Source organism: Kitasatospora sp. NPDC096204 (genome assembly GCF_044763205.1).
Taxonomy (GTDB): Bacteria; Actinomycetota; Actinomycetes; order Streptomycetales; family Streptomycetaceae; genus Kitasatospora.
Genome location: NZ_JBIWFT010000063.1, coordinates 21,407 through 39,052, shown reverse-complemented (window position 1 = coordinate 39,052; position 17,646 = coordinate 21,407). Strand labels below are relative to the sequence as shown.

The window sequence follows — 17,646 nt, the reverse complement described above, 5'->3', positions numbered from 1 at the left end:
CATCTGGATCACCGCCATGTGCCTCCAGGACAGCGTCAAGTGGTTCAACCGGCCCCGGTACTGACCGGCGCGCACGGCAGAGCGGCCCGGCCCCCTCCGAGGAGGGGGCCGGGCCGCTCTGTCGTTCCGTCACGCCGTCACGCCGTCGGCGGGACCGGTGTCAGTGGAAGAAGTGCCGCGCACCGGTGAAGTACATGGTCACGCCGGCCTCGGCGGCCGCCGCGACGACCTCCTCGTCGCGGATCGAGCCACCGGGCTGGACGATCGCCTTGACGCCGGCCGCGATCAGGATCGCCGGGCCGTCCGCGAACGGGAAGAAGGCGTCCGAGGCCGCGTAGGAGCCCTTGGCATGCTCGCCGGCCCGCTCGACCGCGAGCTTGCAGGAGTCCACCCGGTTCACCTGGCCCATGCCGACGCCGACCGAGGCGCCGTCCTTGGCCAGCAGGATCGCGTTGGACTTGACGGCCCGGCAGGCCCGCCAGGCGAAGGCCAGCTCGGCCAGCTCGTCGGCGGACAGCGCCTCACCGCTGGCGAGGGTCCAGTTCGCCGGGTCGTCGCCCTCGGCGTGCACCCGGTCGGCGTCCTGGAGCAGCACGCCGCCGGAGATCGGGCGCACCTCCTGGCGGTTGGCCGGGGCCTCGGGGGCGAGCAGCACCCGCAGGTTCTTCTTGCGGGTGAGCACCTCCAGGGCGCCCTCCTCGTAGCCGGGGGCCACGACGACCTCGGTGAAGATCGGGGCGATCTGCTCGGCCAGCGCGACGGTGACCGGGCGGTTGACGGCGATCACGCCGCCGTACGCGGAGACCGGGTCGCACTCGTGCGCCTTGCGGTGCGCCTCGGCGACGTCGGCGCCGGTCCCGATGCCGCACGGGTTGGCGTGCTTGATGATCGCGACGGCCGGCTCGGCGTGGTCGTAGGCGGCGCGGCGGGCGGCGTCGGTGTCGACGTAGTTGTTGTACGACATCTCCTTGCCGTGCAGCTGCTGCGCGCCGGCCAGGCCGCCGGTGCCGTCGCTGTACAGCGCGGCGCCCTGGTGCGGGTTCTCGCCGTAGCGCAGCACGTTCTGCCGCTCCCAGGTCGAGCCGAGGAACTCGGGGAAGTGCGCGTCGCTCGGGGCGTAGCCGTCCTCGAACCAGGAGGCGACGGCCACGTCGTAGGCGGCGGTGTGGGCGAACGCGGCACCGGCCAGGCGCTTGCGGGTGGCCAGGTCGAAGCCGCCCTCCCGGACGGCCTTCAGCACGTCGCCGTAGCGGGCCGGGTCGACCACCACGGCCACCGAGGGGTGGTTCTTGGCGGCGGCGCGGACCATGCTCGGGCCGCCGATGTCGATCTGCTCGACGCACTCGTCCGGGGTGGCGCCGGAGGCGACGGTGGCCTTGAACGGGTAGAGGTTCACCACGACCAGGTCGAAGGGCTCGACGCCCAGCTCGGCCAGCTGCGCGCGGTGCGACTCCAGCCGCAGGTCGGCCAGCACGCCGGCGTGCACGCGGGGGTGCAGCGTCTTCACGCGCCCGTCGAGGCACTCCGGGAAGCCGGTCAGCTCGGAGACCTCGGTCACCGGGACGCCGGCGGCGGCGATCCGGCCGGCGGTGGAGCCGGTGGAGACGATGGCGACCCCGGCGGCGTGCAGGCCCTGGGCCAGCTCCTCCAGACCGGTCTTGTCGTACACGCTGATCAGCGCGCGACGGATCGGACGGACATTCTCGGAGACAGGGGGGGTGGTGGAGCTGGCACTCATGCCGGGATCCATACCTTTCGGTCCTCGATGCGGTGACCTTCGCGGGCCAGCCGGCCCACGACGTCGACGAGCAGCTTGCGCTCGACAGTCTTGATGCGCTCGTGCAGCGCGTCGCCGCCATCGGCGTGGTCGGCGTCGACGACCTCGACGACGCCCTGCGCGATGATCGGCCCGGTGTCCACTCCGGAGTCGACCAGGTGGACGGTGCAGCCGGTGACCTTCACCCCGTACGCGAGCGCGTCGGTGACGCCGTGGGCGCCGGGGAAGGAGGGCAGCAGTGCGGGGTGGGTGTTGACGATCCGCCCGGCGAAGGCGGCGATGAACTCGGGGCCGAGGATCTTCATGAAACCGGCCGTGACCACCAGGTCGGGCCGGTACTCGGCGACGGAGGCGGTCAGCGCGCGGTCCCACTCGGCCCGGTCGGGGTGGTCCTTCACCCGGTGGACGAAGGTCGGCAGGCCGGCCTTCTCCGCGCGGTCCAGGCCGACGATCCCGTCCCGGTCCGCGCCGACGGCGAGGATCTCGGCGCCGTACGCCGGATCGGCCGCGGCGTCGATCAGCGCCTGCAGGTTGGTGCCCGAGCCGGAGACCAGCACCACCAGGCGGGCCGGTCCGGGCGTACGGGGCGGGAAGTGCTGGGCGGGGGCGGCGGCCACTGCGCGTTTCTCCGTAGGTCGGGCGCCGTCCGCTGGTACGTCCACCGGCGGTGGGGCCACTACGAACGGCAGGTCGAGCGAGGGGGAACTCCGGGAAAACCCGCCGCGACGCGGGCCCGGGGAACCTCTGTGGGCTGCTGACCGTCACCACGATAACGGCTGGTCGGACGGCCTCCGCACCCTCCCGGCGGCGCTACGCGCGTAGTTGAGACGGGGATCTCCTCCGGCCCTCCGCACCGGAGTTGCCCCGGCCCGCACCGGCCCGCCGACGACCCCGCCGACGACCCCACCCGGTCCCGCCCGGCCCTTCGACGCGGGCCGCCGGTGGCCCGGTGGACGGCTGCGGGATCATTGGGGGCACGGGAGACCGCTCCGACGCGAGAACCTCCGAACGAGCTCCGACCGAGAAGGAATGGCTGAACCCATGAGCAGCGGCGACGACACCGGCGAGCGCAACCCCTTCGCGCCGCCGCCGGCGGATGCCCCGGACCAGCCGTGGCAGCCGCGCAGCCCCTGGACCGGCCCGGGCCCCGGCGCCGACGGGCAGGGCGGCCCCGACGGCCAGGGCGGCGAGCGCCCGACGCTGCCACCGCCGTGGGGCCCCGGCGACGACGGCCGCCCCGGCCGTCGGCCGCCGGCCCCGCAGCCGCCCCGGCTCGACCTCGCCGACCCGGCCCACCGCAAGGCGCGCAACGCCGCGCTGGCCGGGCCGTTCGCGCTGGTCTGCCTGTTCATGGGGTTCCACTGGATCGCGCTGCTGATCGGGGCGCTCGGCATCGTCTGGGGCGTCGGCGCGCTGCGGACCCGGCGGCCCGCCCCGGCCGCCGCCACCGTCGCCGGTCCGGGCGGCCCGCTCCCCGCGGCGCCGGCACCGAACCCGCTCACCCCGGCCGCGCTCGCCGGCATCCTGACCGGCGCGATGACCATCGTGGTCGCCACCTCGGTGATCGGCCTCGGGTACCACTACCGCGACTACGTCACCTGCGTGCAGGACTCGCTGACCAGCGTCGGCGCCCAGAACTGCGACCGGTACGCGCCGCAGTGGTACGTGGACTTCACCGGGAACACCGAGTAGCCGGGCCGCCGTCCGGGGCCGGTCGGTCGTCCGGCCGTCCGGCCCCGGTCAGTCGTCCTGATCCACCCGGTCGACCGGGTCCCGCTCGTCGGGGCCCGGTCCGCCGGCGCTCCCGACGCCCACACCGGAGAGCCGCAGCACGAGGGCGTACGTACCGGCGCGCAGCGCCAGCGCGCCCCGGCGGACGTGCCGCACGAGCCGGGCGTACACGCCCACGCCGCCCGCCGGGCCCAGCGTGCGGTACCGGACCAGCAGCGCGCCCGGGACGGCGACCAGCGCGATCCAGCCCGCCGCCACCGGACCCGTCCACGGCACCGGCCCCACCCAGGCCAGCCGCTCCCCCGCCAACGCCCCGCCGGAGAGCCAGCCCAGCACCGCCGCCCCGGCCCCGACCGACAGCGCCGCCGCCAGCGCGGCCACCGCCGTGGCGGCCGGCGGCCAGGGCTCGGGCCGCTCCCCGGCCCTGCCCGGCAGCCGCCGGCCCGCCGCCGCGCGGCCCAGCAGGACCGCCGGCACCACCCCGGCCAGCAGCGGCAGGGCCGACACCGCCAGCCGCCAGCCGCCCGGGCCGTCCGCCGGCAGCAGCGCGAACAGCGGGAACTCGGGCACCGGGCCCAGCGCCGTACCGGCCGGCGACACCACCGTCCCGGTGCCGACCGCGAAACCCGGGCCCAGCGCGTACGCCGTGCCCCACAGCACCGCGTTCGGCAGCAGCACCAGCGCGAGCAGCACCAGCCCCACCAGCGCGGCGGGCCCGCTCCCCAGCAGTGCCATGCCGCGCCCGCCGCCGGCCACCGCGTCCAGCACCGCCGAGGACACCACCAGGAGGCCGCCCGCCGCGACCAGTCCGGCTCCGGCCGCCAGCGCCGCGGCCCGTACCGTCGGCACGGCGTCGACGGGGCGGTACGGCGGCGGGAGGCGGTCCAGCGGGGAATCGACCGGCACCTCGGGGACGGCCGCCGAACGGGCCCCGGCGGCCGTCGCCAGGCCCGCCACCAGCGCCACCGCCAGGACGTCCAGCAGCACCCGGCTGCGGAACAACCCGCCCCCCGCGCAGTGCAGGGTCACCCCGACGGCCACCGCGCAGTACCCCGCCCAGACCGCCACCGGACCGCCCCAGCGCGAGCGCAGCCCGCGCCGCGCCGCCACCCCGGCGGCCACCCGGTGGAGCCGCGCCACGGCCAGGACGCCGAGCAACAGCGGAGTGACGGTCAACGGGGCGTCCGTCGGGCCGCGCAGCACCGGTGCGCCGTGCCCGAGCAGCCAGAGCACCCCCGCCAACCGGGTGACAGCGGCCGCGCCGTCCTCCGCGTACGGCGACGCCACCCAGAGCGCCAGCACCGGCGCCCCGACCACGGCCAGGCCGACCAGCGCCGTCCGCATTCCCGTCAACAGGTCGGCCAGCGCCGGGCGTCCACCCGGTCCACCGGGCGATTCCAGGATCGGACGGCCCATCAGCTGCGTCATGGGCCACATGGTGCCAAGGCGACTCGCCATGCTCCGTGAAGCACCAAACCGCCGCCGTGTCCCAGATTATTGGCTTATGCGCATTTTCAGACCCTGCCCCCAAGCCGCCGGTGCCCCGGCCCGGAGCGTCTGATGACCACGCCACCCACCGCCGACTCCCCCACCCCGGAGCGCCACCGCAGGCCCGCCCGCGCCGGCACCGACGCGGGCCGCCTGCTGCGGGAACTGACCCCCCGTGAGGTCCAGGCCCTGGCCCACCTCGCGGTCGGCCACGACCTCCCCCGTACCGCCGCCGCCCTCGGAGTCACCCCCACCACCGCCCGCAGCCACCTCCAGCGCGCCCTGCGCAAGCTCGGCACCCGCACCGAGGCGGAGGCCCTCGCCCTGCTGGCCGGCATCCTGCCGCGCCCCGAGGAACCCGTCCCCGTCGGCGGGGCCGGGCGCCCAGCGGCCGACGTGGCAGCGGTTGGGGACGCCTCCAGGAAGCGGCGCCGCTCCCGGGCCGGGAAGCCCACCCCGCGAACCTCCGGTGACATCCGACAGGCGGCCCGCCCGGCGCGGGAGGCGGACGGCGGCGCGGCGCGCCGGGCTCCGGCCGAGACGCCGCGTCAGGCCTCCGGCAGGCCGCCGGCCCCCGCAAAGAGCGCCGCCCCGGGGCGCGCGCAAGAGGATCGCGCGCCCGGGGGCCAGGCAAGCGGCGCCACCGTGCCACGGGCGCCGCTGGCCGCACCGGCGACGGTCGGCGCGCGGCGTCAGCCGACCGCCGGGAACCACGAGCCGGCGGGCCCCGCCGGCGGCGGAGGCGGGCCGATGACGCCCGCTGACCTCGGGCGGCGCGACGGCGCCCCCGGCGCCGAACCGGCGCGGGCCGCGAGCGCAGTCGGCGGAAGTGGGCCGACGCCGCCCGCTGACCCCCGCGCCGAACATGATCGGCCGGAGAACGCCCCCACCTCGAGCGGCCGTCCGTCCCCCGGCAACGGCACCGTCCGTGGGCTGCGGGCCCCCGCAGGCACGGCCGCCCGCCCCGGCGACACGTCACGCCGGGCCCCGGCCGCGCAGGGGTCCGACGGCAGGCAGCCACGGGCCGCCGAGCCCGACCAGGCTCGGGAGGCCCCGCCGGAACACGCGGAACGCGGCGCCACGGCCGGGCAGCGGGCCGACGACGGGCGGTCGAAGGCCGTCGGCCCCGACCGGACAAGCGACGACACCGCCACCTCCACGGCCCGCCCCCACGACCCGGCCGAGCGCCGTCGCGCCACGTCCCCGAACACGGGCCGCGGGCCGAACACCCCCACGGGCGGCACCACCGCCGACCGCGGCGAGCACCCGTACCCCGCCTCGACCGACCCCGCCGCCCCGGCCGGTCCCGGCTTCGGCAGTCCCGGCCGGGCGGCACTGGCCGCCGCCGCGCCCTCGGGCGGGGACGACGACCTCGACGCGGAGCCCCCGGCGGTGAGCTTCGAGGAGCTGTACGAGACCGCGCACACCCGGCTGGTGCAGCAGGTGTTCCTGCTGACCGCCTGCCGGCACCGGGCGGTGCACTGTGTACGGCTGGCGTTCGGGGAGGCCCGGCGGCGCTGGGACGCGGCGGCCGCTTCGGGGAACCCGGAGGGGTGGGTACGGGTGCGGGCCTGCGAGCTGGCGCTGTCCCCGTGGCACCGGGGCGGGCCCCGCCGCTCGCACGTGTGGACGCTGCCGCACCGGCGGATCAGGGTACGGCCGGCCGACGAGGCGCAGGCGGTGCTGCCGGACCACGACCGGCTGACCGACCGGGACCGGGCGCTGCTGAAAGCGCTCAAGCGGCTGTCCCGCCCGCAGCGCCGGGCGCTGGTGCTGCACGACGGGCTGGGGCTGCCGGCCGCGGCGGTCGCCGTGGAGATGGAGTCCACCCAGGTGGCGGCCGAGGGCCGGGTGTGGGCCGCCCGGACGGCGCTGACGCAGTGGGTGCCGGAGCTGGTCGGGCCGGACCCGGCGGCGCCGGGCTTCGCGGACGGGCTGAGCGGGCAGCTGCACCGGGCGGCGGTGCGCGGCTGCCCGCAGCCGCACCGGGCGCCGGTGCCGGTGCTGCGGGCCAGGCACCGGCTCTGGACGGCGAGCCGCACGGGTGCGGCGGCGCTGCTGACGTTCGCGGTGGCCGGGGCGACGCTGGCGACCCTCTCGGGGGTGCGCCCGGCGGAGCTGTTCCGGTCGGTCGACCCGCCGGCGCCCGCGGTCTGCCTGCCCACCGCGCTGCCCGCCGGGGCGCAGGAGGCCGAGCCGAGCGTGCCGCTGCTGCCCGGTGGGGCGCCGAACGGCATCACCAGCATCTGGTGCAGCCCGGCGCCCGGCCTGGAGGCCGTCCTGGTGGAGCCGCAGCCGCGGGCGGCCGCGCGCTGGGAGCTGCCGGCGGCGGGCCGGGGTGCCGCTCCCCCGCCGCAGGGCCCGGTGGTCTGCCGGCTGTGGTCGCCGCTGCCCTGCTCGACCGGGCCGCGCTGAGCCGACCGGGGCGCGTGCCGCAACGGCGAGCGCCCCCGCCCGGGAAGGGCGGGGGCGCTCGTCACGCGCGGGGCGGGATCAGGCCTGGGCGGCGATGATCTCGCGGGCCAGGCGGGCGGTCTCGGACGGCGTCTTGCCGACCTTGACACCGGCGGCCTCGAGGGCCTCCTTCTTCGCCTGGGCGGTGCCCGAGGAGCCGGAGACGATGGCGCCGGCGTGGCCCATGGTCTTGCCCTCGGGGGCGGTGAAGCCCGCGACGTAGCCGACGACCGGCTTGGTGACGTGCTCGGCGATGAAGGCCGCGGCACGCTCCTCGGCGTCGCCACCGATCTCACCGATCATGACGATGAGCTCGGTCTCCGGGTCCTCCTGGAAGGCCTTGAGCGCGTCGATGTGGGTGGTGCCGATGACCGGGTCGCCACCGATGCCGACGGCCGAGGTGAAGCCGATGTCCCGCAGCTCGTACATGAGCTGGTAGGTCAGGGTGCCGGACTTCGAGACCAGGCCGATCTTGCCGGCGCTGGTGATGTCGGCCGGGATGATGCCGGCGTTCGACTGTCCGGGGCTGATCAGGCCGGGGCAGTTCGGGCCGATGATGCGGGTCTTGTTGCCCTTGGCACCGGCGTGCGCCCAGAAGGCGGCGGTGTCGTGCACCGGGACGCCCTCGGTGATGACGACGGCCAGGCCGATCTCGGCGTCGATGGCCTCGACGACGGCGGCCTTGGTGAACGCCGGCGGGACGAAGACGACGGTGACGTCGGCACCGGTCTTCTCCATCGCCTCGGCGACCGACCCGAAGACCGGGATCTCGGTGCCGTCGACGTCGACCGTGGTGCCGGCCTTGCGCGGGTTGACACCGCCGACGATCTGGGTGCCGGAGGCGAGCATGCGGCGGGTGTGCTTCATGCCCTCGGAGCCGGTCATGCCCTGGACGATGACCTTGCTGTCCTTGGTAAGGAAGATAGCCATGGTGTGTAGTCCCCTTCCTTACTTGTTGGCCAGCTCGGCGGCGCGGTCAGCGGCGCCGTCCATGGTGTCCACGCGCTGGACCAGCGGGTGGTTGGCGTCGTCGAGGATCTTGCGACCCAGCTCCGCGTTGTTGCCGTCCAGACGGACGACCAGCGGCTTGGTGACGTTCTCGCCCTTGCTCTTCAGGAGCTCCAGGGCCTGCACGATGCCGTTGGCGACCGCGTCGCACGCGGTGATGCCGCCGAAGACGTTGACGAAGACCGACTTGACGTCGGGGTCGCCCAGGATGATCTCCAGGCCGTTCGCCATGACCTCGGCGGAGGCGCCGCCACCGATGTCGAGGAAGTTGGCGGGCTTGACGCCGCCGTGCTTCTCACCGGCGTAGGCGACCACGTCGAGGGTGCTCATGACGAGGCCCGCGCCGTTGCCGATGATGCCGACCTGGCCGTCGAGCTTGACGTAGTTCAGGCCCTTGGCCTTGGCGGCGGCCTCCAGCGGGTTGGCCGCGGCCTTGTCCTCCAGGGCCTCGTGCTCGGGCTGGCGGAACTCGGCGTTGTCGTCCAGGGAGACCTTGCCGTCGAGCGCGATGATCTTGCCCTCGCCGGACTTGATCAGCGGGTTGACCTCGACGAGGAGGGCGTCCTCCTTGATGAAGACGGTCCACAGCTTCTGCAGGACCTCGGCGACCTGGTCGGCGACCTCGGCCGGGAACTTCGCCGCGGCGACGATCTCGGCGGCCTTCTCCGGGGTGCAGCCCTCGTTGGCGTCGACCGGGATCTTGGCGAGCGCCTCGGGGTTCTGCTCGGCGACGACCTCGATCTCCACGCCGCCCTCGACGCTGGCCATGGCCAGGAAGGTGCGGTTGGTGCGGTCCAGCAGGAACGAGACGTAGTACTCGTCCTTGATGTCCGCGGTCTGGGCCAGCATCACCTTGTGAACGGTGTGGCCCTTGATGTCCATGCCGAGGATCTGCTCGGCCTTGGCGACGGCGTCCGCCGGGTCGGCGGCGAGCTTGACGCCGCCGGCCTTGCCTCGGCCACCCACCTTCACCTGAGCCTTGACGACGGCGCGGCCGCCGAAGCGCTCCGCGATGGCGGCAGCGTCTGCGGCGGTCTCGATGACATCGCCGTCAAGCACGGGTACACCGTGCTTGGCGAAGAGGTCCCTCGCCTGGTACTCGAACAGGTCCACGTGTTTGTCCTTGTTCGTGGTCGCGGATTGTGTCTCTACGAGCGTGCCACGGCAGGATCTTCGCTGCGGGTCGTCGGGGCGGTGCGGGTACGCAGAGGTACGGCCTTGCGGCCCACACAGCCACGGGCGCACACGTCAATCAACACGCGCGTCACGTCCGTCTGGCAGGTTATCCCCGTGGGACGGGACTGTTCCGCCCGGGAGCCTGCCCGCCTTGGGTGAGAACCGTCACAGAATGCCCGGAAGGCCGGGGCGGGCGGCCGGTCCACCGATCGGGCGGATTACCGCGTTCGGGTGAATCCTCACGCCCTCTGGTCCGGCACGGGGATCGGACGCTTCTCGATGGCCGCCGCCATGATCTCCGGGAACGCGTCCGGGGTGCAGGCGAAGGCGGGCGCCCCGAGCGAGGCCAGGGCGGCGGCGTGCGCGTGGTCGTACGCCGGGGCCCCTTCGTCGGAGAGCGCGAGCAGGGCGATGAACTGGACGCCGGCCGCCTTCATCGCGGCGACCCGCTTGAGCATGCCGTCCCGGATGCCGCCCTCGTACAGGTCGCTGATCAGCACCACGACGGTCTCGGAGGGGCGGGTGATCTTCGACTGGCAGTAGGCGAGCGCGCGGTTGATGTCGGTGCCGCCGCCGAGCTGGGTGGCGAACAGGACGTCCACCGGGTCGGTGAGCTGTTCGGTGAGGTCGACCACCGAGGTGTCGAAGACGACCAGCCGGGTGTCCAGGGTGCGCATCGAGGCGAGCACCGCGCCGAAGACCGCCGAGTGGACGACCGAGGGCGCCATCGAGCCGGACTGGTCGATGCAGAGGATGACGTCCTTCTTCACGGCCTGCTGGGCGCGGGCGTAGCCGACCAGCCGCTCGGGGACGACGGTGCCGTGCTCGGGCAGGTAGTTCTTCAGGTTGGCCCGGATGGTGCGGTCCCAGTCGATGTCCCGGTGACGCGGCCGGTTGACCTTGGCGCTGCGGTCGAGGGCACCGCCGAGGGTGGCCCGGGTGCGGTCGGCGAGCCGGCGCTCCAGGTCGGCGACCACCTTGCCGACCACCGCCCTGGCGGTCTCCCGGGTGGTCTCGGGCAGCGCGTGCTTGAGCGACAGCAGGGTGCCCACCAGGTGCACGTCCGGCTCGACGGCCTCCAGCATCTCCGGTTCCAGCAGCAGCCGGTCCAGGCCGAGCCGGGTGATCGCGTCCTGCTGCATCAGCTGCACGACGGTGGACGGGAAGTACTCGCGGATGTCGCCCAGCCAGCGGGCCACCTGCGGGGCCGAGCCGCCCAGCCCGGCGCTGCGGCGGCCGCCGCGACCGCCCCGGGCGCCCTCCTCGGGGGCACCCCGGTAGAGCGCGGCGAGGGCGCCGTCCATCGCGGCGTCGCGGCCGCGCAGGGTGCAGCCGGTTCCGTCGGCCTCGCCGCCGAGCACCAGCCGCCAGCGGCGCAGCCGTTCGTCGGTCGTGGGCGCTGCCATCTCGTCCTCCTCGTCAGCGGGTCCTGCGGTGGGGCAGGCGTTCGATACAGCGGTGCGTTCGGTACGGCGGTGCGTTCGGTACGGCGGTGTCAGGCGTCAGGTGTCGCGGCCGGCGGCCTGCCGGGGGATCCACGGACGGAGCCCGAGCAGCAGGGCCACCACGGGGACGGCGGCGTCGGCGCGGGCCCGGTCCAGCTCGCCGGACTCGGCCCGGGTGGCCGGTGGCTCGCCGAGCGGGCCGGCCGCGACCCGGCCGCCGATGGTGGTGCGCACGCCCGCCTCCAGTCCGGCGAAGGTGCGGCGCAGCAGCGGCAGGACGTCGGTGAAGACCTCGCCGCTCACCCCGGTCAGCCACTCGTCCAGCAGGGCGAGCAGCCGGGGGTCGTGCAGCAGCAGGGCGCCGCCGCCGGTCAGGAAGCCCTCGACCCAACCGGCCGCGTCCGCCGGGGCGTTGGCGACGGAGAGCACCAGGCGCAGTCGTCGGCCGGCCTCCTCGGAGTCGAGCCGGCCGTCGTCCAGCAGCAGTCGCACGGCGCGGCCGCGCAGCAGCCCGGGGGCGCCGGTGGCCGGTCCGCCGGCCGGCTCGCGGCGGGCCAGCGAGCGCAGGGCGGCGGCCCAGCGGTCGGCCAGGCCGGCCAGGCCTTCGGGGTCCGGCGCGGTGCCCTCGGCGGTGTCCTCGGCGGCGGCGTCGTCCGTGGAGGCGGCGGGATCGGCGGCCAGCAGGCCGATCGCGCCGTGCACCTCGTCGATCCGGCCGCGCATCGCCTCCGCGCCCTGCGCGTCCAGGCCGACGCAGGCGGGCGGCAGTCCGACGCAGATCCGCTCGGCCAGGCCCGATGCCGCCTCGGCGAGCGCCCCGTGGTCGGTGCCGCGCACGTCGCCGTAGCGCAGCGCGCGGACCAGCGCGGGCAGCGCGCCCGCGAGGTGCGCAACGTCGGTGTCCAGGGCCGCGCAGTCGGCGAGCACCCGCATCACGGCGGGCAGCGCGCCGGACAGCCCGGCCAGCAGGCAGGTCTCCACCAGGCCGGTCAGCTCGGCGAGTTCCTCGGCGGCGCGGGCGGTGCCGACGGCCTTGTTGACCGCCGCCTCCTCGATCGTGGTGCCCCACTGGGCGGCCTCGGCGATCCGGACCGCGAACTCGGGCTGCCAGCACAGCCGCCAGCTCTCCCGGAACGTCCCGGTCGAGTTCACCGAGGAGCGCGCGGGCACGCCCCAGTCCACGCCCAGCAGCCGCAGCCGGTGCAGCAGCCGGGAGCGGGCCGCGTCGGTGTCCTTGCGCAGGTCGAGGTCGACGTCCTTGGGCGCGGCCTCGGGCTTGAGCCGCAGCGAGCGCTGCAGCCGGGTGAGGTCGCGCTGGAGCGGCACCGCCGGTGCGGCGTCCGGGACCTCGCCGAGCGCGTCGCCGACCACCAGGCGGTCCCGGACCAGCTCCAGGGCGACGTCCGAGCCCTCGCAGAGCACCGCGCGCACCGCGTCCAGGGTCTCGGTCAGCCCGGCGAGCGGGCGGCCGCGCAGCACGGCCAGGGTCTCGGCGAGCCGGACCGCCTCGATCACGTGCGCGGAGGAGACCGGATGGTCCTCGGCGCGCAGCAGCTCGGCGGCCCGGGTGAGCCAGCGCGGGACCGGGTCCCCGTCGGTGGTGAACAGGTGGTGGTACCAGCCGGGCGACTGCACACCCGCGCCGTAGCCGGTGGACCGGGAGAGCCGGCGGTGCGTCCACGGCACCCAGGTGATGTCCGTGCGCACCTTCTTCGGCAGCCCGGCGAGCAGCGCCCTGTCGTGGGCGACGGTGGGCATCCGCTCCAGCGCGGGGACGTGGAAGGCCCCGCAGACCACGGCGATCCGCCGGTGCCCGGCGCGGCGGGCGGCGCGGATCTGCTGGCGCATGTGCGCCTCGCGGAGCAGGTCCCGGCGGGACTCGCCGAGGCCCTCCGCGCGCAGCGCGCCCATCGCCTCGGCGACGGCGGCGAACGGCGCCAGCGCGTCGCCGCCGGGCGCGCGGTGCTCGACCACGTCCTCCCACCAGCGCTCGGCGTCGTCGTGCCCGGCCACCTCGGCGAGCAGCGCCAGCGGGTCGGCGACCGGCTCGGCGCCCTCCCGCGCGCCGTCCTCGTCGGTGCCCTCCGCCCGGGTGCCCTCCTCCGGCGCGAAGCCGTACCCGGCGGGCAGGTCGATGAAGCGGACCGGCAGGTCGTGGTCGACGGCGTGCCGGATCGCCACCCACTCCGGGGAGAACTCGGCGTACGGCCAGAAGGCGGCCTTCGCCGGGTCGTCCACCGCGTGGGCGAGCAGCGCCACCGGCGGGACGAGGTCCTTCTCGGCGGCCAGGTGGACGATCGTGTCGGCCTCCGGCGGGCCCTCGATCAGCACCGCGTCCGGCTGCCACCGCGCCAGTGCGGCGGCCACCGCCCGGGCGGAGCCGGGGCCGTGGTGGCGGATGCCCAGCAGGGCGACCTCGGACGTCACGCCGTCACCTCGCGGGCGGCGCGGTAGAAGTCCTTCCAGCCGTCGCGCTCGCGCACCACCCCTTCGACGTACTCGCGCCAGACGGCCCGGTCCGCCACCGGGTCGCGGACGACGGCGCCGAGGATGCCGGCCGTCACGTCCCCGGCGCGCAGCACGCCGTCGCCGAAGTGGGCGGCCAGGGCGAGCCCGTTGGTGACCACCGAGATCGCCTCGGCGGTGGAGAGGGTGCCGCTCGGGGTCTTGACCTTCGTCCGGCCGTCCACCGTGATCCCGGCCCGCAGCTCGCGGAAGACGGTGACCACGCGCCTGATCTCCTCGGCGCCGCCGGGCAGTTCGGGCAGGTCCAGGGAGCGGCCGAGCTGGTTGACGCGGCGGGTCACGATGTCGACCTCCTCGTCCAGCGAGCCCGGCAGCGGCAGCACCACGGTGTTGAAGCGGCGGCGCAGCGCGCTGGACAGCTCGTTGACGCCGCGGTCGCGGTCGTTGGCGGTGGCGATCACGTTGAAGCCGCGCACCGCCTGGGTCTCGGCTCCCAGCTCCGGTATCGGGAGCGTCTTCTCGGACAGGATGGTGATCAGACTGTCCTGCACGTCGGCGGGGATACGGGTGAGCTCCTCGACCCGGGCGATCTTGCCGTCGGCCATCGCGCGCATCAGCGGCGAGGGCACCAGGGCGTCCCGGCTGGGCCCGTGGGTGAGCAGCTGGGCGTAGTTCCAGCCGTACCGGACGGCCTCCTCGGGGGTGCCGGCGGTGCCCTGCACCAGCATCGTGGAGTCGCCGCTGATCGCCGCCGCCAGGTGCTCGGACACCCAGGTCTTCGCGGTGCCCGGCACGCCGAGCAGCAGCAGCGCGCGGTCCGTCGCCAGGGTCGTCACGGCGACCTCGACGACCCGGCGCGGGCCGATGTACTTGGGGGTGATCCGGGTGCCGTCGGGCAGTTCACCGCCGAGCAGGTACGTCGCCACGGCCCACGGCGAGAGCTTCCAGCGCTCGGGGCGCGGACGGTCGTCCTGCGCGGCCAGCGCGGCCAGTTCACCGGCGAACGCGTCCTCGGCGTGCTGCCGCAGAACGTCGGCCATCTCGGGCTCCTTCGGGTCGGCCCCGGGCACACGGATGCCCGGGGCGCAATGGTGATCGGGGAGTCAGGACCTGCTGGGAACAACCCTGCACCGAGCCACTGACAACCCGCCGGGGCCCGCGGACGGCCCGTCAGCCGCTGTCAGTGCCGCCGCCTACGGTCGGTCGCATGGAGGAACGCTGGAGCACCGAACACGTCCTGTCCCTGGCACCTGACGCCGCCTCGCAGAAGGCGGCGGGCAAGCTCTCCGCGCCCGCGCCGTGGTCCGGCACCGGCACCGACGGCACCGCGCTCTGGGGCGAGTGCAAGGGCAGCGGCCGCACGCCGTACCGCACCGCGATCGAACTCGCCACGCCCGCCTACCAGTGCAGCTGCCCCAGCCGGAAGTTCCCGTGCAAGCACGCGCTCGGGCTCCTCCTGCTGTGGAGCGGCACCCCGGAGGCCGTCCCGGCCGGCGAGCCCGCCGACTGGGTCGCCGAGTGGCTCAAGTCCCGCCAGGAGCGCACGGAGAAGCGCGCGGCGGAGCCGGTCGACCCGGAGGCCGCCCGGCGGCGGGCCGAGAAGCGTGGCGCCCGGGTCACCGCCGGCGCCGCCGAGCTGCGGCTGCGGCTGGCCGACCGGGTCAGGCACGGCCTGGCCGACCAGTCCACCGCCGGGCCCTGGGAGGAGGTCGCCGCCCGGATGGTCGACGCGCAGGCCCCCGGCCTGGCCACCCGGGTCCGCGAACTGGACGCGCTGCCGCAGGAGCGGCTGCTGGAGGAGTACGCCATGCTGCACCTGCTCGCCACCGCCGCCACCCGGCTGGACGAGCTGCCGCCCGAACTGGCCGCCACCGTCCGCACCCGGGTCGGGTACCCCGCGGACGACAGCACGCTGGGGGCCGGCGTCCGCGACCGCTGGCTGGTGCTCGGCAGCCGGGACACCACGGTCGAGCGGCTCACCACCCGCCGGGTCTGGCTGCGCGGCGCCAAGACGGGCCGCCCGGCCCTGCTGCTCGCCTTCGGCCACTCCGGCCAGGCGCCCGCCCTCGCCCTGCCCACCGGCCACCTGGTGGAGGCCCGGCTCGCCTACTACCCCGGCGCCCACCCGCTGCGCGCCACCCTCGGCGAGCGCTACGGCGCCCCCGAACCCGGCCCCGCCGGGCCGCCCGCCGGGCTGACCGTGGCCGAGGCGGTGGCCGGCTACGGCACCGCCGTCGCCGACGACCCGTGGCTGGAGAGCCGGCCGACGGTGCTCGGCGACGTCGTCCCGGTCCGCACCCCGGACGGCTGGTTCCTGACGGACGGCCACCACACCGTGCCGGTCCGCACCTCGACCGTCCCGGAGGCCGCGCTGTGGCGGCTGGCCGCGGTCTCCACCGGCCGCCCGCTCACGGTCTTCGGCGAGTACGGCCACCAGGGCTTCGCCCCGGTCACGGCCTGGGCCGCCGGCCGACGCCCGGTCGGCCTCACCAACGCTTAGGAGCACCGAGAATGACGACCACCCAGGACCCGTGGGAGACCCTGCAGACCAGCGCCCTGCTCGGCACCGACCGCCGCCCGCTCCCGGCCACCGCCCTGCCGCTCGCCGACGCCGTGGACCGGGGCGACCAGGCCGCCGCCCTGCTGGAGCTGGCCGCGCTGGCCGCCGTCCGCCGCCGGGCCGGCGCGCTGCCCGTACCGGCCGCCGAGCCGCCCGGCCCGCCCGCGGCCGAGGACACCCGCCCTGAACTGCCGGAGCCCGCCGCCCGCCGACTGGCCGTCCTGCTCGCGGGCCGGACCGGCGCCGGCGGCGGCACCCTGGCCAACCTGGCCGAGCTGCTGCCCCAGTGGCTCACCACCGCCCGGGCGAGCGGCCTGCGCCCGCCCGCCGCGCTGGTGCCCGGCCTGCTCGACGCCGCCCGCGCCCGCAGCGAACTGCGGCCCGACGCCGTGGCGTTGACCGGTCCGCTGGGCCGCTGGCTGGCCGAGCGGAACCCCGACTGGCGGTTCGTGCTGCGCACCACCACGCCCGAGCTGCCGCAGGAGTGCGCGGACAACCGGCTCTGGCACGAGGGCCTGTTCGCCGAGCGGGTCACCCACCTCACGCTGCTGCGCCGCCGCGATCCCGTGGCCGGCCTGGAACTGCTGCGCGGCACCTGGGCCACCGAGCGCGCCGAGGACCGCCTGCTCTTCCTGGACGCCCTCCAGGAGGGCCTCTCCCCCGCCGACGAACCGTTCCTGGAGGCCGCCCTCGGCGACCGCAGCAAGAACGTCCGGGCCACCGCCGCCGAGCTGCTCTCCGCCCTGCCCGACTCGGCCCTGGCCCACCGGATGGCCGAGCGGGCCCGGGCCGCCGTCCGGCTCGCCGACACCGGCACCCACCTGCTGGTCACTCCGCCCGGCGAGTGCGACGCCCGGATGCAGCGCGACGGGATCGCCCCCAAGTCGCCCACCGGGCGCGGCGAACGGGCCTGGTGGTTCGGCGAGGTGGTGGCCGCCGCGCCGCTGGCGATCTGGTCGGCGAGCACCGGGCTGACGCCCGAGCAGCTGCTCGCCCTGCGGGTCGGCGACAGCATCGACGAGACCAGCAGCAGCTGGGCCGACGACCTGCGGGAGGCCTGGGCGCGGGCCGCCGTCCGTCAGCAGGACGCCGACTGGGCCCGGGCGCTGCTCGGCCCGGCCCCGGCCCCGCCCGGACGCGGCGCCCGGCCCCGCTCGCCGCGCGCCACCGGCGCCCCGGCCAAGCTGCTGGCCGTCCTCCCGCCGCAGGAGCGGGCCGCCTGGACGGCCGCGTTCATCACGGTGCACGGACTGGGCGAGGCCTTCCAACTGCTCGGCGCCTGCGCCACCCCGTGGACGCCGCCGCTGTCCACCGCCGTGGTGACGGCGCTGGCCCGGGCGGCGGCCTCCGGGGCATACCCGTGGAGCCACAGCGGGGTGCTCGGGATGACGGAGCGCGCGCTCGCCCCGGAGACGGCCGCCGCGGTGGAGGAGCTGGCCGCCGGGGCCGCCCCGGACTCCGCGTGGTCCGAGACCTTCGCCCGGCTGTCCGGCACCCTGCGCTTCCGGGCGGCGATGCTCGCGGAGCTGGCGGGCTGAACC

General features: G+C 76.0%; 12 protein-coding genes. 4 read left to right on the top strand and 8 right to left on the bottom strand.

Features of this window, described 5'->3' with window-relative positions; genetic code table 11:
• Nucleotides 1-160: 160 nt before the first annotated feature.
• Both purH and purN read right to left on the bottom strand, forming a co-directional pair.
• On the bottom strand, nt 161-1,738 hold the full coding sequence (purH, locus tag ACIQ87_RS38700) for a bifunctional phosphoribosylaminoimidazolecarboxamide formyltransferase/IMP cyclohydrolase (protein WP_402416699.1): 1,578 nt from the start codon (nt 1,736-1,738) through the stop codon (nt 161-163).
• Nucleotides 1,735-2,394 carry a phosphoribosylglycinamide formyltransferase gene (gene purN / locus ACIQ87_RS38695; RefSeq protein ID WP_392867195.1) on the bottom strand — a complete coding sequence of 220 codons (660 nt, stop codon included), beginning with the start codon at nt 2,392-2,394 and terminating at the stop codon, nt 1,735-1,737. Before purN ends, purH begins: the two co-directional genes overlap by 4 nt.
• A 424-nt stretch (nt 2,395-2,818) precedes the next feature.
• Between purN and ACIQ87_RS38690 the strand changes: the two genes are divergently transcribed.
• Nucleotides 2,819-3,469: a hypothetical protein gene (locus ACIQ87_RS38690; protein WP_402416696.1), complete on the top strand. Its 651-nt coding sequence runs from the start codon at nt 2,819-2,821 to the stop codon at nt 3,467-3,469.
• 48 nt (nt 3,470-3,517) lie between these two features.
• On the opposite strand, the gene ACIQ87_RS38685 is transcribed toward ACIQ87_RS38690, so the two are convergent.
• Entirely contained in the window at nt 3,518-4,936 is a 1,419-nt protein-coding gene (locus tag ACIQ87_RS38685) for a DUF6350 family protein (protein WP_402416693.1), read from the bottom strand.
• 132 nt (nt 4,937-5,068) lie between these two features.
• On the opposite strand from ACIQ87_RS38685, the gene ACIQ87_RS38680 reads away from it, so the two are divergent.
• On the top strand, nt 5,069-7,411 hold the full coding sequence (locus ACIQ87_RS38680) for a LuxR C-terminal-related transcriptional regulator (RefSeq protein ID WP_402416691.1): 2,343 nt from the start codon (nt 5,069-5,071) through the stop codon (nt 7,409-7,411).
• Between the two features lie 78 nt (nt 7,412-7,489).
• Here the strand turns inward: ACIQ87_RS38680 and sucD are convergent, their stop codons facing one another.
• The 5 genes from sucD to ACIQ87_RS38655 form a co-directional block, all read right to left on the bottom strand.
• Nucleotides 7,490-8,380, bottom strand: coding sequence for a succinate--CoA ligase subunit alpha (gene sucD, locus ACIQ87_RS38675; protein ID WP_402416689.1), 891 nt, complete (start codon nt 8,378-8,380; stop codon nt 7,490-7,492).
• An 18-nt stretch (nt 8,381-8,398) separates the two neighbouring features.
• Complete coding sequence (sucC, locus tag ACIQ87_RS38670) at nt 8,399-9,571, bottom strand: ADP-forming succinate--CoA ligase subunit beta (protein WP_402416686.1); 1,173 nt, start codon at nt 9,569-9,571, stop codon at nt 8,399-8,401.
• Between the two features lie 302 nt (nt 9,572-9,873).
• Nucleotides 9,874-11,040: a VWA domain-containing protein gene (locus ACIQ87_RS38665; protein WP_392867209.1), complete on the bottom strand. Its 1,167-nt coding sequence runs from the start codon at nt 11,038-11,040 to the stop codon at nt 9,874-9,876.
• A gap of 96 nt (nt 11,041-11,136) precedes the next feature.
• On the bottom strand, nt 11,137-13,506 hold the full coding sequence (locus ACIQ87_RS38660) for a DUF5682 family protein (RefSeq protein ID WP_402416682.1): 2,370 nt from the start codon (nt 13,504-13,506) through the stop codon (nt 11,137-11,139).
• Entirely contained in the window at nt 13,503-14,585 is a 1,083-nt protein-coding gene (locus ACIQ87_RS38655; RefSeq protein WP_402416679.1) for an AAA family ATPase, read from the bottom strand. Before ACIQ87_RS38655 ends, ACIQ87_RS38660 begins: the two co-directional genes overlap by 4 nt.
• Nucleotides 14,586-14,752: 167 nt before the next feature.
• On the opposite strand from ACIQ87_RS38655, the gene ACIQ87_RS38650 reads away from it, so the two are divergent.
• Nucleotides 14,753-16,045, top strand: a complete 1,293-nt coding sequence (locus ACIQ87_RS38650; RefSeq protein WP_402416676.1) for an SWIM zinc finger family protein — start codon at nt 14,753-14,755, stop codon at nt 16,043-16,045.
• A gap of 11 nt (nt 16,046-16,056) precedes the next feature.
• Nucleotides 16,057-17,643, top strand: coding sequence for a DUF5691 domain-containing protein (locus tag ACIQ87_RS38645; protein WP_402416673.1), 1,587 nt, complete (start codon nt 16,057-16,059; stop codon nt 17,641-17,643).
• The last annotated feature ends 3 nt before the right edge of the window (nt 17,644-17,646 follow it).